The organism is Aeromonas simiae (assembly GCF_000820125.1).
Taxonomy (GTDB): domain Bacteria; phylum Pseudomonadota; class Gammaproteobacteria; order Enterobacterales; family Aeromonadaceae; genus Aeromonas; species Aeromonas simiae.
Genome location: NZ_CDBY01000069.1, coordinates 1075 through 22977, shown reverse-complemented (window position 1 = coordinate 22977; position 21903 = coordinate 1075). Strand labels below are relative to the sequence as shown.

Here is a 21903-nt window from a genome sequence, read left to right as displayed (position 1 = left end):
AGGCGGGTGTGAGCCAGGGCTCAAAAACGAAGCGGGGCGGCCAAAGCAGCCCCTTGAAATGACAGGGAAAGATCAGCCGAAAAGCTGGAACAGGATGGCCGAGATGGCCACGGTTCCCATCACGGCGACAAACAGGTTGCTGATGGCACCCTGATATTTGGCCATGGCCGGTACTCGCTTGATGGCGTACATCGGCATGATGAACAGGATGGTGGCGATGATGGGGCCGCCAAGGGACTCAATCATGCCGAGGATCGAGGGGTTGGCCACGGCGGTGCCCCACAGGGTCAGGATGAAGAAGGCGATGATGAACACTTCGAGCTTCTTCATGTTCGGCTCCTTGCCGGCGCTGCGCATCTGCTGCACCACCAGCCCCTTGAGGCCTTCGCGCGCCCCCAGGTAGTGGCCGAAGAAGGAGGAGACGATGGCCACGAACGCCACCAGCGGGCCGAAGTAGGAGATGAGCGGGCTCTCGTGCTGGTTGGCCAGATAGGAGAGCACGGGGATGTTCTGGGCCTTGGCCTCGGCCAGCTGGGCCGGGGTGAGGCTCATTACGCAGGAGAAGACGAAGAACATCACGAAACCGAGCAGCACCATGGCGGTGCGCTTTAAGATGGCGTCGGACTTGGCCACCGCATTATCCCCGTGGTCGCGGCGCTGGGCCAGGGCGAAGCTGGAGATAGCCGGGCTGTGGTTGAAGGCAAACACCAGCACCGGGATGGTCAGCCACAAGGTGGTGGCGAAATCCTTGGCGCTTGGCACCTCACTCAGGGCGGCGCCGGTCCAGTCCGGGATGAGGTAGAGGGAGAGACCGGCCAGGATGGCGATCAGCGGGTAGACCAGGCATTCGGTGACCTTGAGCATCAGCCGCTCACCGGCCAGCATCACCGACATCATGCCCATGATCAGCACGATAGAGAGCAGCCAGCGCGCCGGGGCTGCTAGCTGCAACTGGTTCACCATGAAGCTCTCGACCGTGTTGGTGATCCCCACGCCATAGATGAGCACGATGGGATAGATGGCGAAGAAGTAGAGCAGGGTGATGAGCTTGCCGGCACCGGCACCGAAGTGCTCCTCCACCACTTGCGTGATGTCGGCGTTGGGCTGCTGGGAGGAGAGCACGAAACGCGAGAGACCACGGTGGGCGAAGTAGGTCATGGGGCCGACCAGCAGCGCCATCACCACCAGGGGCCAGAAGCCCCCCATGCCGGCGTTGATCGGTAAAAAGAGGATGCCGGCGCCGACGGCGGTACCAAACAGGCTGATGACCCAGGTGGTATCCTGTCGGGTCCATCCCCGCGCCACGCGGGTCGGGGCCAGCGGCTCCTGTGGTGTGGTAAGAGGCTGCGCGCCGGTTATGTTGTTGGTCATGTGAACACCCCATCTAGCGTGATAGTTGTAATGGGGGCAAGCATACCCATAGTGGGTAGCGTGAAATGTTGACCAATGCCGAACTTTGCCGGATGAAATATCAAATAATGTGTGAAATTGTGATCGATTCTATATTTTTTAAACGCGTTTTAAATTTTTTAAAACTTAGTTGAGCCCTAGCCCGGCTCGTTGGCCGGCCAGTGCTGCCGCCACCCCGTGGTCTGCTCGGCCAGCTGGCGAATGATGGCCGCCGTCGCCCCCCAGATGAGCTCATCTTGCCAGGGGAGGAACCAGACCGTGTGGGCCCGCCCTTCACGGGGGAAAGTCCAGGCATGGTAGTGGCGGGGATCGAGCAGGCAACCAAGCGGCACCTCGAATACCCGCGCGACTTCGTCAGGATTGGGGGTGGCCACGTAGTTGGGGTCGAGCAGGCCGATCACCGGCTGCACCCAGAAGCGCGACACGGTCGGGCGTGGCGGCAGGCAGCCGAGGATCTGCAACTGCCTCGCGGCGATGCCGAGCTCCTCGCGAGTCTCGCGCAGGGCGGTGGCGATGAGGCTCTCATCACCCGGATCGCGCCGCCCGCCGGGCAAGCTCACCTGGCCGCCGTGGTGGCGCAGCTGGCTGGAGCGGCGGGTGAGCAGCAGGTGCAGGCCGCTGTCGCGCTCCACCAGGGGCAGCAGTACCGCCGCCTGATCCAGGCCGGTGCGCGGGAGGGCCGCCGCCTCAGGCGGCAGGGTGAGCAGAAAACGGGTCAGCAGTTCGTCGCGGGTCATGGTGTCTCCAGCAGGGGTAGGATGCGCGAGAGTTTGTCGAAGGTCTCTTGGTATTCGCTGGCCACGTCTGAGTCGGCCACGATCCCGCCGCCGGCCCAGCAGTAGAGGCGGCCCCCTTCGGCGATCAGGGTGCGGATGGTGATGCTGGTGTCCATCCGGCCGTGCTGGCTCAGGTAGCCGATGCTGCCGCAGTAGGCGTTGCGCCGCACCGGCTCGAGCTCCTCGATGATCTCCATGGCGCGGATCTTCGGGGCGCCGGTAATGGAGCCCCCTGGGAAGCAGGCGCGCAGCAGATCGCTGGCATGCAGCCCCTCGGCCAGGGTGCCGTGGATGGTGGAGACCAGGTGGTGCACCGCCGGGAAGCTTTCGATGGCAAACAGGTGGGGCACCTGCACCGAGCCGGGGGTACAGACCCGGCCGATGTCGTTACGCAGCAGATCCACGATCATCAGGTTCTCGGCCCTGTCTTTCGGCGCCTGGGCCAGCTCGCGGGCGGCCGCCGCATCCAGGGCAGGGTCCGGGCTGCGCGGACGGGTGCCCTTGATGGGCTTGGTCTCGACGCTGCGGCCATCGAGCAGCAAGAAGCGCTCGGGGGAGAGGCTCAAGATGGCCGCCTGCGGCAGGCGTAAAAACGCCGAGAAGGGGGCGCGGTTGCCCTCGCGCAGGCGCAGATAGGCTTGCCACTCATCGCCCCGGTAACCGGCGTGAAAACGCTGGGTGAGGTTGATTTGATAGCAGTCGCCGGCACGCAGGTAATCCTGAATGGCGGCAAACTTCTCGGCGTACTGGGCCTGGTCAAGGTCGCACTGCCAGGGGCTGGTGAGGGCAAACGGGGCGAGCGGGGCGGCGGTTTGTGACAGCAGCCAGTCGCGGCGCGCCTGCCATGCCGCCTGGTCGCCACGCACCAGCAGCCGCGTCTGCGCCTGCTGATGGTCGCGCAGCAGCGCCCAGTCGTAGATCCCCACCGCCATGTCGGGGACGGTGACATCGGCCTGCGCGCGCTGGGGCAAGCGCTCGAAGCGGCGCCCGAGATCGTAGCCAAACAGTCCCAGCGCCCCGCCGGTGAAGGGGAGGGCAGAGGGCTCGTCGGGGTCACCCAGCAGGCGTTGTTGCCACTGGCGCAGCAAGGTGAGGGGGTCATCCTCCGAGCGCAGCTCACCGCCGGGGTGACGAATGAGGGTCGTCGCGCCCCGGGTCTCCAGGGTGGCGAGCGGGTCGGCCACCAGAATGTCAACGCGGTTGTCCGCGCCTTCGGCTCCGGCGGAGTCGAGCAGCATGGCCCAGGGTTGCCGGGCCAGTGCGGCGAAGAGGGTCAGTAGCTCACAGCCGGTCAATGGCGCGATGTAAAGCGGTGTTTTCATGCGGTTTAAGGCTTTAAATAGGGCAATCGGCAGAATTGAGAGCTGATCCCTAGTCGGCTTCGGGGTGGGAAGCGTATCATAGGCCGGCAAAAACGAGCAAAGTCGCCGCAGGATGCGGATCAGGATCCCCCTTCGCCCCTGCGGTTCATCATGGACGCCCTTGCCCGTGCCAGCCCTTTTTGGCCGGTACATCGCTCTCGCAAGGACCAGTGAGGCCATTATGAGCATTATAAGAAAACAGGATTTCATCGACTCCATCGCGGATGCCCTACAGTACATCTCCTATTACCATCCCCTCGATTTCGTCCAGGCCGCCAAGGCAGCGTACGACCGGGAAGCCAACCCGGCCGCCAAGGATGCCCTGGCTCAGATCCTGATCAACTCCCGTATGTCTGCCGAGGGGCATCGCCCCCTGTGCCAGGATACCGGCATCGTCACCTGCTTCGTGAAGATCGGCATGCAGGTGCAGTGGGACAGCGACATGACGGTGCAGGATATGGTGGACGAGGGTACCCGCCGTGCCTACACCAATCCGGACAACCCCCTGCGCGCCTCGGTGCTGGCCGATCCGGCCGGCAGTCGCAAGAACACCCGTGACAACGCCCCGGCCGTGGTGCACATCGACATGATCCCCGGCGACAAGGTCGAGGTGAGCATCGCCGCCAAGGGCGGTGGCTCTGAGAACAAGTCCAAGATGGTGATGCTCAACCCCTCCGACGACATCGTCGAGTGGGTGCTCAAGACCGTGCCGACCATGGGGGCCGGCTGGTGCCCGCCCGGCATGCTCGGGATCGGCATCGGTGGCACCGCCGAGAAGGCGGCCGTGCTGGCTAAAGAGGCCCTGATGGAGCACATCGACATCCAAGAGCTGATCGCCCGCGGCCCCGAAACCACCGAAGAGAAGCTGCGCGTCGAGCTCTATGACAAGGTCAACAAGCTCGGCATCGGCGCCCAGGGGCTCGGCGGCCTCACCACAGTGCTCGACGTGAAGGTCAAATCCGCCCCGACCCACGCCGCCTCCAAGCCGGTGGTGATGATCCCCAACTGCGCCGCCACCCGCCACGTGCATTTTGAGCTCGACGGCTCCGGCCCGGCCGAGCTGACCCCGCCCAAGCTGGAAGATTGGCCCGAGATCACCCGCGAGGCGGGCGGCAACGTGCGCCGGGTCAACGTCGATGGCATCACCAAGGCGGAGCTGGCCAGTTGGAAGAGCGGTGACACCGTGCTGCTCTCAGGCAAAATCCTCACCGGCCGCGACGCCGCCCACAAACGCATTGCCGACATGCTGGCGCGCGGTGAAGGGCTGCCGGAAGGGGTCGATTTTACCAACCGCTTCATCTACTACGTCGGCCCGGTCGATGCGGTGCGTGACGAAGTGGTCGGCCCGGCCGGCCCCACCACCTCCACCCGGATGGACAAGTTCACCGACATGATGCTGGGTGAAACCGGCCTCATCGGCATGATTGGCAAGTCCGAGCGTGGCCCCAAGACGGTGCAGAGCATCAAGGAGCACAGCGCCGTCTACCTGATGGCCGTCGGTGGCGCCGCCTACCTGGTGGCGAAAGCCATCAAGAAGGCCCGCGTGGTGGCCTTTGCCGATCTCGGCATGGAGGCCATCTACGAGTTCGAGGTGGAAGACATGCCGGTGACCGTGGCGGTCGACTCGCAAGGCAACAACATCCACGAGACCGGCCCCGCCTACTGGTCGGCCAAGATAGCCGAACTCGACGGTGAGCTGTCACGCTGAGCGCCATCCCTGATGGTACCGCGTTAATGAGGGCGCTCCCGAACGGGGCGCCCTCTTGTTTATGGGCATGAGCAAAAAGGAGTGAGGGTGGACAGGGAACAACTGGCGGCGCAATTGGCGCACCTTGGCATCCGGGTCGAGGGGCGGCTGCACGCACCGGCCATGACCTGTGAGCAGGCCAGCGCCCTGGTGGGGGATCTGCCTGGGCTGAGGGTCAAGAATCTGTTTTTAAAAGAGAGCCGTGGTCAACGCCTGCTGCTGGTGGTGGCAGACGAACAGACGCCGGTTAATCTGGCGGCGCTGGCCGAGCGGCTGGGCACCCGCCGCCTCTCGTTCGCCTCGCCCGAGCGGCTGCGCCGCCATCTTGGGGTCGAGCCCGGCGCCGTGACCCTGCTCGCGCTGGTCAACGATGGGGCCCATCAGGTGGAACTGGTGCTGGAGCGCCGGGTGTGGGAGGCCCCCCTGGTGCAGTGCCATCCGCTCATCAACACCGAAACCTGGGTGCTGGAGCAGGCCGATCTGCGCACCCTGCTCGGTGCATGGGGACGGGTGCCGACCCTGCTCACTCTGCCCTGAGCTGGCGTCAGGCCAGCACGAACTGGATCTCGATGCGGTTGTCGGGGCTATCGGGCCCCGCCCAGTGGTGATACACCTCGCGGCTCTCGCCGCTCAGGGGCAGGCCCTGGGCCCGGATGGCCGCCAGCAGCGGTTGGTAACCCTGCTCAAACAGGGCGTTGAGCGGCCCCTGATAGAGGCGGCGGGCACAGCGGCAGGCCGGGAGTCGGGTTAGCGCCGGGTGCTCCCCTTGCACCGGCAGGCAGATGCGCAGGGTGAAGGGGTGATCGGCGCGCTCGGGCAGCCCCTCGGCCACAAACTGCCACGGGCCGTCGATGGTCAGCCCAAGCTGCCGGGCGCGCAGCTCGAGGGTTGGGCAGGTTGCTGCACTGCGCAGGCCCACCTCGGCCAGGGTCAGGGTGTGGGTCTGGGCCAGCACGGTGCGCTCGGGTAGGGTGATGATCTCCATCTTACTCCTCACAACATAGGGGCGCCGGCAGGGGGAGGGGCACAAGCGCTGCCTGCGATTGCGCTGCAATCCCTTGCTCCAGACGGGGCGGGGGGATCGGAACGTGAGCCACCGTCCGCTGAGGTTGACGCCTGCTCGTGGGGAGGGGGGCCGTGAGGAGGAGCGTAACACCCAAGGGGCCCCCTGTTACTGACCCAATCGGGGGGAGACGCCCCGAGTGTTCGCACGTCATGTAACATTACTGTCATTTTACCGCCATATAATCGCGCCCATGCCCAAACCATCTTGAGGTCTTGCATGTCATCGGAATCCACCGCCTTGGTCATGACCGGCAGTAAGAAGCGTCGGATCAAGGACTTATTGATGAAGTACGGCGTCACCACCGGGGGCTCTCTGGTGCTGGTGGCGCTGCTGCTCATCTTTTTCTACCTCCTCTATGTGGTCAAACCCCTCTTTCACGGGGCTTCAATTGCGCCGCTGAGCACGGTACAGGTACCGGCGAGCGATCGCACCGCCTGGCTCGGCAGTGAGGAGCAGAACGAGATCGGCTTTCGCTTCGGTGACCAGGGGCAGGTGAGCTTCTTCGCCCTCAAGGCGGGCAACGGCTTTAGCGCCGGTCAGCTCATCGCCCGTCAGCAACTGGCTGGCAGCATCAGCAGCGTGGCGCGCAGCCACGGTGATGAAGAGGTGATCGCCTATGGCCGAGCGGACGGAAGGGTCGAGATCCTGCGTCCCGGCTTTGCCGTCAGCTACCCCAATGACACCCGGGTGATCGTCCCCGAGCTCAAGCACCCGTTTGGCGACGAGCCGATGCAGATCGATCCCCAAGGCAAGCCGCTGCGCCTACTGGCCCTTGAGGCCGGCAGCGACAAGATGGTGGCGGCGGCGCTGACGGAAGATGGGCGCGGCGTGATGACGGTGCTCAGCGGCGAGCAGAACTTCCTCTCTGGTGAGGTGGAGTGGAGCAGCAGCAACTACACCATCCCGACCTTGCCGCGCCACGTCGATCAGATGTTGATGACCCCGAACCTGCGCACCCTGTTTTTGCGCGAGGGCAACCGTCTGTCGGTCTATGACATCAGCAAGCCCGACGATATCACATTGCGCAACGTGCTGGAGATCAACGCCCAGGGCGGCAACGTCACCAAGGTGGCGCTGCTCTCTGGCGCCTCTTCGCTGCTGGTGGGCAATGACAACGGCGTAATCTCCCAGTGGTTCGAGGTGGCCAAGGGGGGCAAGCGCGAGTTTACCCATATCCGCGACTTTGCGGCCTCCGGCCCGGTCAGCGAGCTGGCGGTCGAGACCCACCGCAAGGGGTTTGTGGCCACCACCAGCAAGGGGACGGTCGATTTCTTCCACACCACGGGTGAGACCCGCCTGCTGAGCGAGCAGCTCGACACCCGCGATCTCAACGGGGTGGCCCTCTCGCCGCGCAACAACCTGCTGCTGGTGGAGCAGGGCAGCGGCATCAGGGCCTTTACGGTGGACAATGCCCACCCCGAGGTGACCTGGTCGGCCCTGTGGCACGAGGTGTGGTACGAAGGCTACCCCGAGCCCCAGTTCGTGTGGCAGTCCACCTCCGCCAGCAACGATTTTGAGCCCAAGCTGAGCCTGGTTCCGCTGGCGTTCGGGACCCTCAAGGCCTCCTTCTACGCCATGCTGTTTGCGGTGCCGCTCGGGGTGGCGGGCGCCGTCTACACCGCCTATTTCATGTCGCCGGGCCTGCGCAAGGTGGTCAAACCCACGGTCGAGATCATGGCGGCCCTGCCGACCGTGATCCTGGGTTTCCTGGCCGGACTCTGGCTGGCGCCCTTGGTGGAAGACAACCTGCCCGGCGTGGTGCTGCTGCTCGTCGTGCTGCCCCTTGGCATGCTGCTGACCGCCATGGCCTGGCAGACTCTGCCCGAGCGCATGCGCCAGCGGGTGCCGGAGGGGTGGCAAGCAATCCTGCTGGTGCCGGTGCTGATCCTGATCGGGTGGGGCGCGTTTGGCTTGAGCCCGCTGCTCGAGACCCTCTTTTTCCACGGTGATACCCGTATCTGGCTGACCAACGAGGCGGGCGTCAAGTTTGACCAGCGCAACTCGCTGGTGGTGGGGATCGCCATGGGCTTTGCGGTCATCCCGACCATCTTCTCCATCGCCGAAGACGCCGTCTTCTCGGTGCCCAAGCACCTGACGCTGGGGTCGCTCGCGCTCGGCGCCACCCCGTGGCAGACCTTGAGCCGGGTGGTGATCCTCACCGCCAGCCCCGGCATCTTTTCGGCGGTGATGATCGGCCTTGGCCGCGCCGTGGGCGAGACCATGATCGTGCTGATGGCCACCGGCAACACCCCCATCATGGATTTTTCCATGTTCCAGGGGCTGCGCACCCTAGCCGCCAACATCGCGGTCGAGATGCCCGAGTCCGAGGTCGGCAGCTCCCACTACCGGGTGCTGTTCCTCGCGGCCTTCGTGCTGTTCGTCTTCACCTTTGTCTTCAACACGCTTGCCGAGTTCATCCGCCAGCGTCTGCGTGAAAAATACAGCTCCCTGTAAGGGCGAGGAATCAAGCAATGGGAAAGTGGTTTAAAACGGGGGCTCCCTGGATCTGGATGACCGGCGGCGCCGTGAGCATGAGTCTGGTGGCGGTGTTGGGCCTGCTGCTGCTCATCGGCTGGCGTGGTCTGGTCTACTTCTGGCCGCACCCCATCTATGAGTGGCAGGTCAAGGATCAGAACGGGCAGCCCCATCTGGTGATTGGTGAACTCTACGATCAAGAGCAGGTGCCGATCGAGCGGCTGCGTGACGCCGGCCGGCTGCTGCCCGAAGGGGAGAGCCGCGAGTGGCTCACTCGCTACCTCATCAAGACCGGTAACCGCGAGTTTGTCGACCTCGACTTTCGCTGGATATTGGAGAGCGACATCGCGGCGCGCCGTCAGCCGGCCGAGCTGGCGGTGATCGAGCGCACCACCAACGGTAACTTCTACGGCACCGTCACGGCGCTGACCGTCGACGGTCAGGCGGTCAGCGGCGATCTGCATCAGCCGTTCGTGGCGGCCATCAACCGCGCCGTCGGCCTCAACGCCCAGGCGGACAGCCTGCAAAAGGGCAAGATAGGGGCCATCAACTACCGGCTCGAGAAGCTGCGCCTCAAGGAGCGCAAGGCCGAGCTGGAAGGGCGGTTAAGCGACGAGCTCAAGGGTGAGCTGAGCGCCGAGCGGGCTCAGTTGCAGGCGGACTATCAGGTGCTGGAAAAAGAGCTGTTTGCCCTGCGCGCCGATGCCGGACGCGACAGCGTGACCGTCACCGACATGCGCGGCGAGGCGGTCACCATGCCGCTTTCCAAGGTGCTCGACGTCACCTGGCCGAACCAGATGAGCCTGCCGGCCAAGATCGGCCACTGGTTCCACCAGATTGGCAAGTTCATCGGTGGCGAGCCGCGCGAGGCCAACACCGAGGGCGGGGTGTTCCCGGCCATCTTCGGCACCGTCTTCATGGTGATCCTGATGGCCATCATCGTCACCCCGCTCGGGGTGGTGGCGGCGGTCTACCTGCATGAGTACGCCGGTAAGAACGTGATGACCAAGTTCATCCGCATCGCGGTGATCAACCTCGCCGGCGTGCCCTCCATCGTCTACGGCGTGTTTGGCCTCGGCTTTTTCGTCTACACCCTGGGCGGCAGCATCGATCGGCTGTTCTACCCCGAGGCGCTGCCGAGCCCCACCTTCGGCGCTCCCGGCGTCATCTGGTCGGCGCTGACCTTGGCGATCCTCACCCTGCCGGTGGTGATCGTCTCGACCGAGGAGGGGCTGGCCCGCATCCCGAGCGCCATCCGTCACGGCTCACTGGCCCTCGGCGCCACCCAGGCCGAGACCCTGTGGCGCATCGTGCTGCCCATGGCGAGCCCGGCCATCATGACCGGCCTCATCCTGGCCATCGCCCGGGCCGCCGGCGAGGTGGCCCCCCTGATGCTGGTGGGGGTGGTGAAGTTGGCACCGACCCTGCCGATGGATGGCAACTTCCCGTACCTGCACGTGGAGCGCAAGTTCATGCACCTGGGCTTCCATATTTATGACGTGGGTTTCCAGAGCCCCAATGTGGAGGCGGCGCGCCCGCTGGTCTATGCCACCTCCTTCCTGCTGGTGACCGTGATCGTGGGGCTCAACCTCTCCGCCATCGCCATCCGTAACCACCTGCGTGAAAAATTCAAGGCGCTGGATAACTGATCCGGCCCCCTAGCACCGATTCGAGGTAACCATGATCAACGTCAACACCACCATGCAGCAGCCCAAGGCGCTGGATCTGGCCAACCTGCCGGCCGAGCAGACCGCGCTGGAAGTGAAGGGGCTGGATCTCTACTACGGCAACAAGCAGGCGCTCTACAACATCGAGATGAAGATCCCCAAGGGGCAGGTGACCGCCTTCATCGGCCCCTCCGGCTGCGGTAAGTCGACCCTGCTGCGCTGCATCAACCGGATGAACGATCTGGTGGAGAGCTGCCGCATTGAGGGGGAGATCCTGCTGCACGGCAACAACATCTATGACAAGAGCGTGGATGTCGCCGCCCTGCGCCGCCGGGTCGGTATGGTGTTCCAGCGCCCCAACCCGTTCCCGAAGTCGATCTACGAGAACGTGGTCTATGGCCTGCGCCTGCAAGGGATCAACGATCGCCGCACCCTGGACGAGGCGGTGGAGCGCTCCTTGCGCGGCGCCGCCCTGTGGGAGGAGGCCAAGGATCGCCTGCACGAGAACGCCTTCGGCCTCTCTGGCGGTCAGCAGCAGCGTCTGGTGATCGCCCGCGCCATCGCCATCGAGCCGGAAGTGCTGCTGCTCGATGAGCCGACCTCGGCGCTCGATCCCATCTCGACCCTGACCATCGAGGAGCTGATCAACGAGCTCAAGAAGCAGTTCACCGTGGTGATCGTCACCCACAACATGCAGCAGGCGGCCCGGGTGTCGGATCAGACCGCCTTCATGTACATGGGCGAACTGATCGAATACACCGACACCAACACCATCTTCACCACCCCGGCCAAGAAGAAGACCGAGGACTATATCACCGGCCGTTACGGCTAAGGCATAACCGCACCCGGTTTAAGGATTTCGACATGGACAATATGAATCTCGGCAAACATATCTCGGGGCAGTTCAATACCGAGCTGGAAAACGTGCGCAACCAGGTGCTGGTGATGGGGGGGCTGGTCGAGCAGCAGCTGACCGACGCGCTGGCGGCCATTCACGATCAGGATCTCGATGCGGCGCGCCGCATCGTCGGCAGCGACCACAAGGTCAATGCCATGGAGGTGGCCATCGACGAGGAGTGCACCCGCATCATCGCCAAGCGCCAGCCGACCGCGTCTGACTTGCGTCTGGTGATGGCCATCATCAAGACCATCGCCGAGCTCGAGCGCATCGGTGACGTGGCCGAGCGGATCGCCCGCATGCTCACCGACAACGCCAACAAGCCGCAGCCGCCGCTGGTGTCGCTGGAGAACATGGGCCGGCGCACCATCAAGATGCTGCACGACGTGCTCGACGCCTTCGCCCGCATGGATCTCGACGCCGCCGTCGCCGTCTATCAAGAAGATGACAAGGTGGATCGCGACTACGAGTCGGTCATTCGCGAGCTGATGACCTACATGATGGAAGATCCGCGCACCATCCCTCAGGTGCTCAACGTCCTGTGGGCGGCGCGCGCCATCGAGCGGGTCGGCGATCGCTGCCAGCACATCTGCGAGTACATCATCTACTTCGTTAAGGGCAAGGATGTGCGCCACACCAAGGGCGACGAGTTCACTAACCTGGTGAACAAGCCGTAACCGATAGATGCAGACGGGGCCTCAGGGCCCCGTTTTTTTATGGCGTGACGCAGGAGGCGGGTGGGGGAGAGAAAAAGAGGGCCGATCATCGAATGGGGCTCGGCCAGTTACAGCAAGGGCGCCATGATGGCGCCCTTGTGGTGTGAAGATTAGGCGCTCTGGCCCAGTCCCATGCCGGCATCTTTCTTGGCGATCAGCTCAATCTTGTAGCCGTCCGGATCTTCGACGAAGGCGATGACGGTGGTGCCGCCCATGACCGGGCCCGGCTCGCGGGTGATCTTGGCGCCGGCGGCCCGCAGGGCCTCGCAGGTGGCGTAGATGTCGTCCGCCTCCAGGGCGATGTGACCATAGGCAGAGCCCAGATCGTACTCGCTCACCCCCCAGTTGTAGGTCAGCTCGATGACCGCCTCGTCCTTCTCGTCGCCGTAGCCGACGAAGGCCAGGGTGTACTTGTACTCGCTGTTCTCACTCTGGCGCAGCAGCTTCATGCCCAGCACGCGGGTGTAGAAGTCGATGGAGCGTTGCAGATCGCCGACGCGCAGCATGGTGTGCAGGATTCTCATGGTTATCCCTCCGGGTAGATTTTTTCTTTAAATTCGCACAGATCCTCGATGATACAGGAGCCGCAGCGGGGTTTGCGAGCCAGACAGGTGTAGCGCCCGTGCAGGATCAGCCAGTGGTGCACGTCGAGCTTGAACTCGGCCGGCACCACCTTGAGCAGTTTCTCTTCCACCTGATCGACGTTCTTGCCCACCGCGAAACCGGTTCGATTCGAGACGCGGAAGATGTGGGTGTCGACGGCGATGGTGGGCCAGCCGAAGGCGGTGTTGAGCACCACGTTGGCGGTCTTGCGGCCGACGCCGGGCAGGGCTTCCAGCGCCTCGCGGTTCTCCGGCACCTCGCCACCGTGGCGCTCGAGCAACATGGCGCAGGTCTTGATGACGTTCTCGGCCTTGGTGTTGAACAGGCCAATGGTCTTGATGTACTCCTTCACCCCCTCTACGCCGAGCGCCAGCATGGCGGCCGGGGTGTTGGCGACGGGGTAGAGCTTGGCGGTGGCCTTGTTGACGCTCACGTCGGTGGCCTGGGCCGACAGCAGCACGGCGATGAGCAGCTCGAACGGCGAGCTAAAGTGCAGCTCGGTGGTCGGGTGGGGATCGGCCTCCCGCAGCCGCTCCAGGATCTGTCTGCGTTTTTGGTTGTTCACGTCTTCTCCGTTACAGCTCGGTGGCGCGCGCCCCAGGAGCTGGGACGGCGCAGTGGGCTCGCTCGGTGACGGCCTGCTTGCCGCGCCAGTCGTTGATGGCGTTCTTGGCGGCGATGAGCAGCCCCAGCCCGATGAAGCCGCCGGGGGGCAGGATGGCGATCATCAGGGCCGAGTCGGCCGGCAGGATCTGCATGCGCAGCACGCTGGCCCAGCTGCCGAGCAGCTGATCGGCGCCGTCAAACAGGGTGCCCATACCGATGATCTCGCGCATGGCGCCCAGGGTGCAGAGCACCAGGGTAAAGCCCAGCCCCATCATGAAGCCATCAATGGCCGCATAGAGGGGGGCGTTTTTCACCGCATAGGCCTCGGCGCGACCGATGATGACGCAGTTGGTGACGATGAGGGCGATGAAGATGCCCAGCGCCTGATAGAGGCTGTAGGTGTAGGCGTTCATCAGCAGCTGCACGCAGGTCACCAGTGCGGCGATGATCAGCACATAGACCGGGATGCGGATCTCCTTGGGCACCAGGTGGCGCACCAGGGAGATGGCGAGGTTAGAGCAGGTCAACACCGCCAGCGTGGCCAGCCCCAGCCCCAGCGCATTGGTCAGGGTCGAGGTGACGGCCAGGGTGGGGCACAGGCCCAGCACCTGCACCAGGGAGGGGTTGTTTTTCCACAGTCCCTGCTGCCACAGATTCTTGATCTCTTGGTTCATCGTTACTCTCCCTTGGCGCAGGCTGGCGCGCTCTCGAGCAGCTCGGGGTGGCTGGCTTGCAGCATCAGTACCCGTTTGACCGCCTTGACCACGGCACGCGGGGTGATGGTGGCGCCGGTGAAGGCATCAAACTCGCCGCCATCTTTTTTCACCGCCCAGCTGGTCTCGTTGTCGGGGCGCAGGAAGCGCCCCTTGAAGCTCTCGATCCAGTTGGACTTTTTCAGCTCAATCTTGTCGCCAAGGCCCGGTGTCTCCTTGTGCTCCAGGGTGCGCACCGCAGTGATGGTGCCCTCCTGGGTGAAGCCGACCACCAGACGGATGGCGCCACTGTAGCCGTCGGGGGCGACGGTTTCCAGCGCGTAGCCGGTGATGGTGTCCCCTTGCCGGGCCACATAGAGGGGCATCGGCTTGGGGCTGCCGAGGTATTCGGCGCTGGTCACCAGGCGGCAGCTGCCCACCAGATCGTTGTCATAGCTGCCGGCCGGCAGCAGGGCCGACAGGGTCGCCAGCTTCTCTTGCTGGTGCTGCTGCTCGATGCGCTCGACCGTGAGCTCATTGGTCAGTGCCACCACGGCGGTACAGACCAGGGCAAAGGCGCCGAGGATGACGCCGTTTTTGCTCATGCTGCCGATCATTTGCGCGCCCCCTTGCGTTGGCCATAGACGGCGGGACGGGTCAGGCTGTCGATGAGCGGCACGCACAGGTTGGCGAGCAGCACGGCGAAGGCAAACGCATCCGGATAGCCGCCGAAGCGGCGGATGAGGTAGACGGTAACGCCGATGAGGAGGCCATAGATGAGGCGCCCGCGCGGCGTGGTGCTGGCGCTGACCGGATCGGTGGCGATGAAGAAGGCCCCCAGCATGGTGGCGCCGCTAAACAGGTGCAGCATGGGGGAGGCGGTGGTGTCCGGGGTCACCAGCCAGCCCAGCACGGCAGCGCCGAGCAGGCCGGCGAGCACGGCCGCCGGGATGCGCCAGCTGATCACCTTCTGCTGCAACAGGAACAGGCCGCCCAGCAGATAGCCGAGGTTGACCCAGTTCCAGCCGATGCCGCCCCACCCCTCATAGAGGGGGGCGCGCATGATCTCGGGCACGGTCAGCCCCTGGGTGAGGCCGGTCTTGAGGGTATCGAGCGGGGTGGCCATGGTGGTGCCGTCCACCCCCATGCGCAGCTGCGCCATGCTGTAGCCGTCGAGGCTGTGGCCGCTGAAGATGGTGGCAAGCGCATCGCCCATGCCCAGCTCCATGGCGCGCACCCCTTCAGGGGGTAGCCAGCTGGTCATCTGCACCGGGAACGAGACCAGCAGCAGCACGTAGGCGACCATGGCTGGGTTGAACAGGTTCTGACCGAGCCCGCCATAGAGCTGTTTGGCGACGATGATGGCAAAGGCGGTACCGAGCACCACCAGCCACCAGGGGCCAAAAGGGGGCAGGGAAAGGCCGATGAGCACGGCGGTCACCACGGCGCTGCCATCCCACAGTGCCGGCAGCACAGGGCGGCGACGCAGGCGCAAGATCAGCGCCTCGCTCACGCAGGCGGTGAGGGTGGCCAGCAGCAGCTGGATGAGGGTACCCCAGCCGAAGAACCAGCTCTGGGCCAGCAGCCCCGGCAGGCAGGCCAGCAGCACCAGCCCCATCATGGTGCTGGTCTGCTTGCGGTTATGGGCAAAGGGGGCACTCGCAATTTTGAACATCAGTCACCCACCTCGTTGTCAGCTGTCGTTGGATTGGATTGGGTCATGGCGGCCTTCTTGGCCTTGGCACGGGCGATGGCGGCGGCCACGGCCGCTTTTTTGTGCGCCTCGGGATCGTCGTGGCTCTCGCTCTCGGTTGAAGCCGGCGTCGGCTGCACCGGTGCCGCGTCGCGGCTTGCGCTCGGTGCCTCGCTCTGCGCGCTGGCGGCCTTCTTGGCCTTGGCCCGGGCGATGGCGGCGGCCACGGCCGCTTTTTTGCGCGCCTCGGGATCGTCGTGGCTCTCGCTCTCGGTTGAAGCCGGCGTCGGCTGCACCGGTGCCGCGTCGCGGTTTGCGCTCGGTGCCTCGCTCTGCGCGCTGGCGGCCTTCTTGGCCTTGGCCCGGGCGATGGCGGCGGCCACGGCGGCTTTCTTGCGCGCTTCGGGATCGTCGCCGCTCTCGCTCTCGGTTGAAGCGGGGGCCGGGGTCGGCTGCGCCGATGCCGCGTCGCGGCTTGCGCTCGGCGCCTCGCTCTGCGCGCTGGCGGCTTTCTTGGCCTTGGCCCGAGCCAGGGCAGCGGCCACGGCGGCTTTCTTGCGTGCCTCGGGATCGTCGCCGCTCTCGCTTTCGGTTGACGCGGGGGCCGGGGTCGGCTGCGCCGATGCCGCGTCGTGGTTCACACTCGGCACCTCGCTCTGCGCGCTGGCGCCTTGCTCGGCCAGCTTGGCGGCGCGGCGGGCCTCGGCCTCGCGCTTGCGGGCCGCGCGGGCGGCGATCACCGCCTCGTTATCCGGCGCGCCGTCGGGCAGGGCCCCCTGGGTGGTGAGCCCGCTTTGCTTGGCCTTGACCCTGGCCAGTGCGGCGGCCACCGGATCGTCGCCGCCCGCCGCCTCGGTCAGCACCTGGCGGCGGTTGGCGGCAGCGGATGCGTGGCGCGCCTCACGGGCTACCTTCTCGCGCTCGAAACGGGCCTGCTTGGCCTCGAAGCGGGCCTTGGCCCGTTCGGCCTTCTCGGCCTCGGCGCGGCTCTCGCGGATGTCATCTTTGGCAATCTTGTAGTACTGCACCAGCGGGATCTCGCTTGGGCAGACCCAGGCACAGGCGCCGCATTCGATGCAGTCAAACAGGTTAAGCGCCTCGACCTTGTCATACTCGCGGGCCCGGCTGTACCAGTAAAGCTCCTGGGGCAGCAGGGTGGCCGGGCAGGCATCGGCGCAAGCGCTGCAACGGATACAGGCCTGCTCGGGGCCGGGGGGCGGCAGCTCGGCCCGGCTCGGGGAGAGCAGGCAGTTGGTCGCCTTGACCACGGGAACCCGGGCATGGGGCAGGGTAAAGCCCATCATGGGGCCACCCATGATGACCCGCTGCTCGGCTTCGGGTTGCAACTCGAAGCGCTGCAACAGCCAGCGCACCGGGGTGCCGAGGCGAACCCAGACGTTACCGGGCTGGCGGAAGGTCTCGCCAGTCAGGGTAACCAACCGCTCGATGAGGGGCTCCCCCTCGACGATGGCGCGCTTGATGGCGAACACGGTGGCCACGTTGAGCACCATGATGCCGATGTCGACCGCCCGGCCCCCCTTGGGCACTTGGCGCCCGGTCAGGATCTCGATGGTCTGCTTGGCGCCCCCCGAGGGGTATTTGGTGGGGGTGACCCGCACCATGATGTCTTGGTCATGCTCGCCGATGGCGGCAGTGAGGGCGGCGATCGCCTCGGGCTTGTTGTCCTCGATCCCGATGAGGCAGAGCTTGGGCCCGAGCAGGTGGCGCAGCACCCGGATCCCCTCGATCACCTCGGCGGCGTAGTCGCGCATCAGGCGATCGTCGGTGGTGATGTAGGGCTCGCACTCGAGGCCGTTGATGATGAGGATCTCGGTGCGCTGACCGCGTCCGTCCAGCTTGCTGTGGGTCGGGAAAACGGCGCCGCCAAGGCCGGCGATCCCCGCCTGCTGCACGCGCGCCAGCAGCTCGCTGCGCTCGAGGTGCCAGTAATCCGGGCGCGGATCGCGCGGGCACCAGCTCTCTTCCCCATCCGGAACCAAGGTGATGCAGAGATCCGAGAGGCCGGAGGGGTGGGCCACGGTCTGCTCGCCGATGGCGGTGATGGTGCCCGAGGTGCTGGCATGCACCGGCACCGTTCGTCCGCCCTGCCAGCTGGTCAGGGGTTGCCCCTTCTTGACCCGATCCCCCACCTGAACCAGCAGCTCACCGGCGGGGCCGGCGTGCTGGCGCACTGGGATGATCAGCTCAGGGGGCAGACCCGCTTCGCGGATCGGCTGATGGCTGGACTGCGTTTTGTTCTCTGGGGGATGGATGCCGCCATGAAAATCCCACATGGCCCCGGCCTTGATGCGTTCGATGATAGCTTGCATGACTACTCCACCACCTTAACCGGGATCTGTACGGCTGCGAGGTTCCACTTCCAGTTATCGACCGTGGTCGGCAGCGGGATCATCTCGATGCAGTCGGTCGGGCAGGGGGCGACACAGAGATCGCAGCCGGTGCACTCCTCCTTGAGGACGGTGTGCATCGCCTTGGTGGCGCCGATGATGGCGTCGACCGGGCAGGCCTGGATGCACTTGGTGCAGCCGATGCACTGATCCTCATGGATGAAGGCCACCTTCTTGACGGGCACGGCGCTCTCATCGCCACCGAGGGGCTGGGGCTCGACCCCCATCAGCTCGGCGATCTTGCGCATGGTCGGCTCGCCGCCGGGCACGCACTTGTTGATGGCGTCGCCGCCGGCGACCGCCTCGGCGTAGGGCTTGCAGCCGGGGTAGCCGCACTGACCGCACTGGGTCTGGGGCAGCAGGGCGTCGAGCTGGTCGACGATGGGGTCGGCCTCGACGCGGAACTTGACCGCGGCAAAGCCCAGTATGATCCCGAAGGCGAGCGCCAGCAGGGTCAGCACCAGTATGACAAACAAAATATGGATCATGAGGTTACATCTTGATGAGGCCGGTGAAGCCCATGAAGGCGAGCGACATCAGACCGGCGGTGATCATGGCAATCGAGACGCCGCGAAACGGCGCAGGCACGTCGGCGGCAACCAGCCGCTCGCGCATGGCGGCAAACAGCACCAGCACCAGGGAGAAGCCCAGTGCGGCGCCAAAGCCATAGAGCACGCTCTGGATGAAGTCGTGGTTGCTGTTGACGTTGAGCAGCGGCACCGCGAGCACGGCGCAGTTGGTGGTGATGAGTGGCAGGAAGATGCCGAGCAGGCGATAGAGGCTCGGGCTGGTCTTGTGCACCACCATCTCGGTGAACTGCACCACCACGGCGATGACCAGGATGAAGGCGAGAATGCGCAGGTAGCCGATGCCGAGGGGCAGCAGAATGTAGTGCTCGACCAGATAGGCGCAGGCGCTGGCCAGGGTAATGACGAAGGTGGTGGCCAGCCCCATGCCGATGGCGGTCTCGAGCTTGCTCGACACCCCCATGAAGGGACACAGCCCCAGGAATTTCACCAGAACGTAGTTGTTGACCAGCACTGTGCTGATCAACAGGAGCAGATATTCAGTCATCAGAGTAATGGGAGATCCGGAGTGAATGCGGCCGGTATTATCTGATGTTAGGCAGAGCTAAACAACTCTGCGGGTGCAGGGTTATTAAGCAGTCGGGCCCGATTGGCGAAAGAATTGCCCGCTGGCGGCGGCTAACCGATGGCCAGCCGGATGCCGAAGGCGAGAAACAGGGCGCCGATCAGCCGCTCGAGCGCGCGCTTGACGCGGGCCGGCAGGTGCAGCCGGTGGCGGGCGGTCGCGGTGATCAGCACCAGCAGGTGGCACCAGATCATGCCCCCCAGATTAAAAATGCCGCCAAGCAGGATGAAGGCCAGCCCCTGCTGCTGACCGGCCGGATCGATGAACTGAGGCATGAAGGCGAGAAAAAAGAGCGCCACCTTGGGGTTGAGCACATTGGTCAGCATGCCCTGGCGATAGATGGCCCACAGGGGCATGGCGGGCAGGGGGGCGCTATCGCGAACGGCGGCGTGGCGGCGCAATAGGGTGAGGCCGAGATAGACCAGATAGAGGGCGCCGGCCAGCTTGACCAGCGCAAACAGCTGGGCTGAGGCGGCGAGCAGGGCCGAGAGCCCGAGGGCGGCGCACAGCACGTGCACCATGATGCCGCTGCCGATCCCCCAGGTGGCGGCCACCCCGGCCCGCCAGCCCTGACCTGCGGTGCGCAGCATCACCAGTAAGGAGTCGGGCCCCGGCATCAGGTTGAGCAGCAGGGACGAGGCGATGAAAAGGGCCAGATCATGGATGCCGAACATGGGGAAGACTCCTGGGGGGATGGCCCACTCTATCCCGGCTCCCGCGCCGTGTCAGCTGCCTTGGTGGGGGTGAGCAGCCAACGCCAGTGGCGGCGCAGCGCCCGGCGCAGCCGAGCGGGCTGCCAGGGGACGGGCGGGCCGAAGCAGGCGCGCTCAAGTTCATCGACGGCGCCGGCCAGTGCCTCCGGCAGCGACGGATAGGGAGGCTGGGCGCGGCGCCTGAGCCAAGTGCGCCAGGCGGCGCGGCTCTGCTCGGGGGAGTCGCTCAGCGCGCGATAGAGGCGGGCGGCATCCCAGCAGGGGATGAGCCAGGGGCGCAATCCCTTGATGAGCAGCAGCAGGGAGACCAGCTCGAGCAGGCCGTAGTGGCGGGAGGCGGGCTGAGCGGGGACGGCGAGCACGGTGAAGGGCATGGCAGGCAGCCTCGCCGTCTCGATTTGCCCGGTGGCGGTATTGAACCAGCGCAGGGCGATGGCCGGCAGTCGGTACTCGCCCGGCTCGCGGGCGGTGATGGCCTGGCGCAGGGTGCGCTGGCCGACCAGCTGACCGCTGGCCAGGTAGCGCTCGTGGGTCTGCTCGCCATCGGGCAGCACCAGAAGATCGGGCAACTGCGGCGCGGGGAGGCGCAGTGCACTCATGTCCCCCTGTTGCCAGTCGATGCGCAGGGTGCGAATGAGCGGCTCGCCGGGGTGCAGCGCGGCCGGGGGCGCTATCTGCTGGCTCAGGGTGAGCCGGGCCGCCACCGGCAGCGGCGGGGTGGCCATGATGGTGACCGGCAGCGGCGCGGCGCGCCCGCTCAACTGCTGCGCCGGCTGGCCTTCTCCGGCGGGCAGGGTGGCGCTCAGGCGCGGCGCCTCGAGCCAGAAGCGGCCGCTTTGCAGGGCCTGCACCAGCCAGCGCCGCTCAATCTGGCCCGCTTGGCCCGGCGTGGGGGGCGGGGTCCAGCGATCCTCGCCGAGGCGGCGCACCCGAAAGCCGGCGGCATGCAGTTCGTCGAGGCCGGGGCGCTCCACCGTCTCGGGCAGGGTGATGGTGAGCCGGTAGACAAAGGGCTGCCCGACCCAGAAGCGCTCCCCTTCCTCCAGCACGGCCTGCTGGCTAATGCGGGGGGCCGGCGCTGGCGCGCTCGTCACCCCTTGCAGGGGGGGCAGCGACAGGGAGGGGCTTTGCTCGTTACCGACCCGCAGGGGGGGAATGAGCGGCCAGGGCTCTGCCCGGCCCGGCGGCAGGCTGAGCGGGATCTGCCAGCGGGTGAAGCGGCGCTGCGCCGTGATGATGTCGCTGCGGCTAACGCGCCCGACCACGAAGTGGCGCAGCAGCGGCGTCACTTGAAGGGCATCGGGGGCGGCGCGGCCCTCTTGCTCCAGCACCAGCAGCCAGCCTTGTTGGCTTGGGATCACCTGGCTGAGCAGGCGCGCCTCGGCGGGCGTCAGGATCATCAGGAGGCACAGCAGCAGGAGGCGCTTCACCATGGCTCCCCCCTGGGGGGCGGCGCGGCCCGCTCGGCCAGCTTGCGCAGCCGCTCCTTGAGCAGGATGACCGGCGGCGCAGACAGGGGGGGCGCCCCCTTGGCCGTGGCGGGCTCGGGCTGATCGGATGGCGCCGTGGCGGCGCTGCGCGCCTGTTGCTGCTGACGGCGTTGCAGCAGGGCGAGGTTGAAGCGGGCATCGGCGTGGGCGGGGTCGAGGGCCAGCACCACCAGATAGGCGGCGATCGCCTCGTCGAGCCGACCGAGGCGGGCCAGCGCGTTGCCCCGGTTGTAGTGGGCGGTGACGCTCTGGCTCATGGCGTAAGCGGTGACGGCGCGCTGATACTCCCCGGCGCGGTACCAGGCGTTGCCGCGCCAGAGGGGGTCATCGAAGGCCTCGGCGGCGGCCCGGTAGTGCCCCTCCTGATAAAAAAGCAGGCCATGGGCATCATCGGCGTGGGGCACTCCCAGCGGCAGCAGCACCGCCAGCA

The 21903-nt window shown here is 65.7% G+C and carries 21 protein-coding genes; 6 read left to right on the top strand and 15 right to left on the bottom strand.

The window, feature by feature from the left end:
* Positions 1-72: 72 nt before the first annotated feature.
* The 3 genes from BN1134_RS14845 to pabB all read right to left on the bottom strand — a co-directional run bounded on the left by BN1134_RS14845 (position 73) and on the right by pabB (position 3508).
* Positions 73-1371, bottom strand: coding sequence for a serine/threonine transporter (locus BN1134_RS14845; RefSeq protein ID WP_042048168.1), 1299 nt, complete (start codon positions 1369-1371; stop codon positions 73-75).
* A 176-nt stretch (positions 1372-1547) separates the two neighbouring features.
* Positions 1548-2147 (bottom strand): CoA pyrophosphatase, encoded by a 600-nt coding sequence (locus BN1134_RS14840; protein ID WP_042048167.1) that lies wholly within the window; start codon positions 2145-2147, stop codon positions 1548-1550.
* Positions 2144-3508 (bottom strand): aminodeoxychorismate synthase component 1, encoded by a 1365-nt coding sequence (gene pabB / locus BN1134_RS14835; RefSeq protein WP_042048166.1) that lies wholly within the window; start codon positions 3506-3508, stop codon positions 2144-2146. Before pabB ends, BN1134_RS14840 begins: the two co-directional genes overlap by 4 nt.
* A gap of 220 nt (positions 3509-3728) precedes the next feature.
* On the opposite strand from pabB, the gene BN1134_RS14830 reads away from it, so the two are divergent.
* Complete coding sequence (locus BN1134_RS14830; protein ID WP_042048165.1) at positions 3729-5255, top strand: fumarate hydratase; 1527 nt, start codon at positions 3729-3731, stop codon at positions 5253-5255.
* An 87-nt stretch (positions 5256-5342) separates the two neighbouring features.
* Positions 5343-5831, top strand: a complete 489-nt coding sequence (locus BN1134_RS14825) for a prolyl-tRNA synthetase associated domain-containing protein (RefSeq protein WP_232300657.1) — start codon at positions 5343-5345, stop codon at positions 5829-5831.
* Positions 5832-5838: 7 nt separating this feature from the next.
* Here BN1134_RS14825 and BN1134_RS14820 read toward each other — a convergent pair whose 3' ends face one another.
* Entirely contained in the window at positions 5839-6279 is a 441-nt protein-coding gene (locus tag BN1134_RS14820) for a GyrI-like domain-containing protein (RefSeq protein ID WP_042048163.1), read from the bottom strand.
* Positions 6280-6576: 297 nt separating this feature from the next.
* On the opposite strand from BN1134_RS14820, the gene BN1134_RS14815 reads away from it, so the two are divergent.
* Genes BN1134_RS14815 through phoU form a run of 4 tightly spaced genes read left to right on the top strand, consistent with a single transcriptional unit; the run spans position 6577 to position 12077 of the window.
* Positions 6577-8814 (top strand): ABC transporter permease subunit, encoded by a 2238-nt coding sequence (locus BN1134_RS14815; protein WP_042048162.1) that lies wholly within the window; start codon positions 6577-6579, stop codon positions 8812-8814.
* A gap of 17 nt (positions 8815-8831) precedes the next feature.
* Entirely contained in the window at positions 8832-10484 is a 1653-nt protein-coding gene (pstA, locus tag BN1134_RS14810) for a phosphate ABC transporter permease PstA (RefSeq protein WP_042048160.1), read from the top strand.
* Positions 10485-10515: 31 nt separating this feature from the next.
* Positions 10516-11334 carry a phosphate ABC transporter ATP-binding protein PstB gene (gene pstB / locus BN1134_RS14805; RefSeq protein ID WP_042048159.1) on the top strand — a complete coding sequence of 273 codons (819 nt, stop codon included), beginning with the start codon at positions 10516-10518 and terminating at the stop codon, positions 11332-11334.
* 32 nt (positions 11335-11366) lie between these two features.
* On the top strand, positions 11367-12077 hold the full coding sequence (phoU, locus tag BN1134_RS14800) for a phosphate signaling complex protein PhoU (RefSeq protein ID WP_042048158.1): 711 nt from the start codon (positions 11367-11369) through the stop codon (positions 12075-12077).
* A 149-nt stretch (positions 12078-12226) separates the two neighbouring features.
* On the opposite strand, the gene gloA is transcribed toward phoU, so the two are convergent.
* From gloA to BN1134_RS14745, 11 genes are all read right to left on the bottom strand, one after another.
* Positions 12227-12640, bottom strand: coding sequence for a lactoylglutathione lyase (gloA, locus tag BN1134_RS14795; RefSeq protein WP_042048157.1), 414 nt, complete (start codon positions 12638-12640; stop codon positions 12227-12229).
* A 2-nt stretch (positions 12641-12642) separates the two neighbouring features.
* Positions 12643-13284, bottom strand: a complete 642-nt coding sequence (gene nth, locus BN1134_RS14790) for an endonuclease III (RefSeq protein ID WP_042048155.1) — start codon at positions 13282-13284, stop codon at positions 12643-12645.
* Positions 13285-13294: 10 nt separating this feature from the next.
* A complete protein-coding gene (locus BN1134_RS14785; RefSeq protein ID WP_042048154.1) occupies positions 13295-13999 on the bottom strand; it encodes an electron transport complex subunit E in 705 nt (234 codons plus the stop codon).
* Positions 14000-14001: 2 nt separating this feature from the next.
* Positions 14002-14634, bottom strand: a complete 633-nt coding sequence (gene rsxG / locus BN1134_RS14780) for an electron transport complex subunit RsxG (protein WP_042048153.1) — start codon at positions 14632-14634, stop codon at positions 14002-14004.
* The gene (rsxD, locus tag BN1134_RS14775) at positions 14631-15692 is read right to left on the bottom strand and encodes an electron transport complex subunit RsxD (RefSeq protein WP_042048152.1); all 1062 of its coding nucleotides are present in this window, start codon (positions 15690-15692) and stop codon (positions 14631-14633) included. The genes rsxG and rsxD overlap by 4 nt, the downstream gene beginning before the upstream one ends.
* On the bottom strand, positions 15692-18040 hold the full coding sequence (rsxC, locus tag BN1134_RS14770; RefSeq protein WP_084214822.1) for an electron transport complex subunit RsxC: 2349 nt from the start codon (positions 18038-18040) through the stop codon (positions 15692-15694). The genes rsxD and rsxC overlap by 1 nt, the downstream gene beginning before the upstream one ends.
* Positions 18041-18042: 2 nt before the next feature.
* Positions 18043-18606 carry an electron transport complex subunit RsxB gene (gene rsxB / locus BN1134_RS14765; RefSeq protein ID WP_042048151.1) on the bottom strand — a complete coding sequence of 188 codons (564 nt, stop codon included), beginning with the start codon at positions 18604-18606 and terminating at the stop codon, positions 18043-18045.
* A 4-nt stretch (positions 18607-18610) separates the two neighbouring features.
* Positions 18611-19192 (bottom strand): electron transport complex subunit RsxA, encoded by a 582-nt coding sequence (rsxA, locus tag BN1134_RS14760; RefSeq protein WP_042048150.1) that lies wholly within the window; start codon positions 19190-19192, stop codon positions 18611-18613.
* A gap of 131 nt (positions 19193-19323) precedes the next feature.
* Positions 19324-19944, bottom strand: a complete 621-nt coding sequence (locus BN1134_RS14755; RefSeq protein ID WP_042048149.1) for a LysE family translocator — start codon at positions 19942-19944, stop codon at positions 19324-19326.
* A 29-nt stretch (positions 19945-19973) separates the two neighbouring features.
* Positions 19974-21416: a BatD family protein gene (locus BN1134_RS14750; protein ID WP_042048148.1), complete on the bottom strand. Its 1443-nt coding sequence runs from the start codon at positions 21414-21416 to the stop codon at positions 19974-19976.
* The coding region (locus BN1134_RS14745) for a tetratricopeptide repeat protein (RefSeq protein ID WP_042048147.1) at positions 21410-21903 on the bottom strand (494 nt) is incomplete at its 5' end. The genes BN1134_RS14745 and BN1134_RS14750, both read right to left, overlap by 7 nt.

Bases quoted from the DNA above. Each gene is read 5' to 3' on its own strand.
- BN1134_RS14845 (WP_042048168.1), bottom strand. From the start codon at position 1,371: ATGACCAACAACATAACCGGCGCGCAGCCTCTTACCACACCACAGGAG.
- BN1134_RS14840 (WP_042048167.1), bottom strand. From the start codon at position 2,147: ATGACCCGCGACGAACTGCTGACCCGTTTTCTGCTCACCCTGCCGCCT.
- pabB (WP_042048166.1), bottom strand. From the start codon at position 3,508: ATGAAAACACCGCTTTACATCGCGCCATTGACCGGCTGTGAGCTACTG.
- BN1134_RS14830 (WP_042048165.1), top strand. From the start codon at position 3,729: ATGAGCATTATAAGAAAACAGGATTTCATCGACTCCATCGCGGATGCC.
- BN1134_RS14820 (WP_042048163.1), bottom strand. From the start codon at position 6,279: ATGGAGATCATCACCCTACCCGAGCGCACCGTGCTGGCCCAGACCCAC.
- BN1134_RS14815 (WP_042048162.1), top strand. From the start codon at position 6,577: ATGTCATCGGAATCCACCGCCTTGGTCATGACCGGCAGTAAGAAGCGT.
- pstA (WP_042048160.1), top strand. From the start codon at position 8,832: ATGGGAAAGTGGTTTAAAACGGGGGCTCCCTGGATCTGGATGACCGGC.
- pstB (WP_042048159.1), top strand. From the start codon at position 10,516: ATGATCAACGTCAACACCACCATGCAGCAGCCCAAGGCGCTGGATCTG.
- phoU (WP_042048158.1), top strand. From the start codon at position 11,367: ATGGACAATATGAATCTCGGCAAACATATCTCGGGGCAGTTCAATACC.
- gloA (WP_042048157.1), bottom strand. From the start codon at position 12,640: ATGAGAATCCTGCACACCATGCTGCGCGTCGGCGATCTGCAACGCTCC.
- BN1134_RS14785 (WP_042048154.1), bottom strand. From the start codon at position 13,999: ATGAACCAAGAGATCAAGAATCTGTGGCAGCAGGGACTGTGGAAAAAC.
- rsxG (WP_042048153.1), bottom strand. From the start codon at position 14,634: ATGATCGGCAGCATGAGCAAAAACGGCGTCATCCTCGGCGCCTTTGCC.
- rsxD (WP_042048152.1), bottom strand. From the start codon at position 15,692: ATGTTCAAAATTGCGAGTGCCCCCTTTGCCCATAACCGCAAGCAGACC.
- rsxC (WP_084214822.1), bottom strand. From the start codon at position 18,040: ATGCAAGCTATCATCGAACGCATCAAGGCCGGGGCCATGTGGGATTTT.
- rsxB (WP_042048151.1), bottom strand. From the start codon at position 18,606: ATGATCCATATTTTGTTTGTCATACTGGTGCTGACCCTGCTGGCGCTC.
- rsxA (WP_042048150.1), bottom strand. From the start codon at position 19,192: ATGACTGAATATCTGCTCCTGTTGATCAGCACAGTGCTGGTCAACAAC.
- BN1134_RS14755 (WP_042048149.1), bottom strand. From the start codon at position 19,944: ATGTTCGGCATCCATGATCTGGCCCTTTTCATCGCCTCGTCCCTGCTG.
- BN1134_RS14750 (WP_042048148.1), bottom strand. From the start codon at position 21,416: ATGGTGAAGCGCCTCCTGCTGCTGTGCCTCCTGATGATCCTGACGCCC.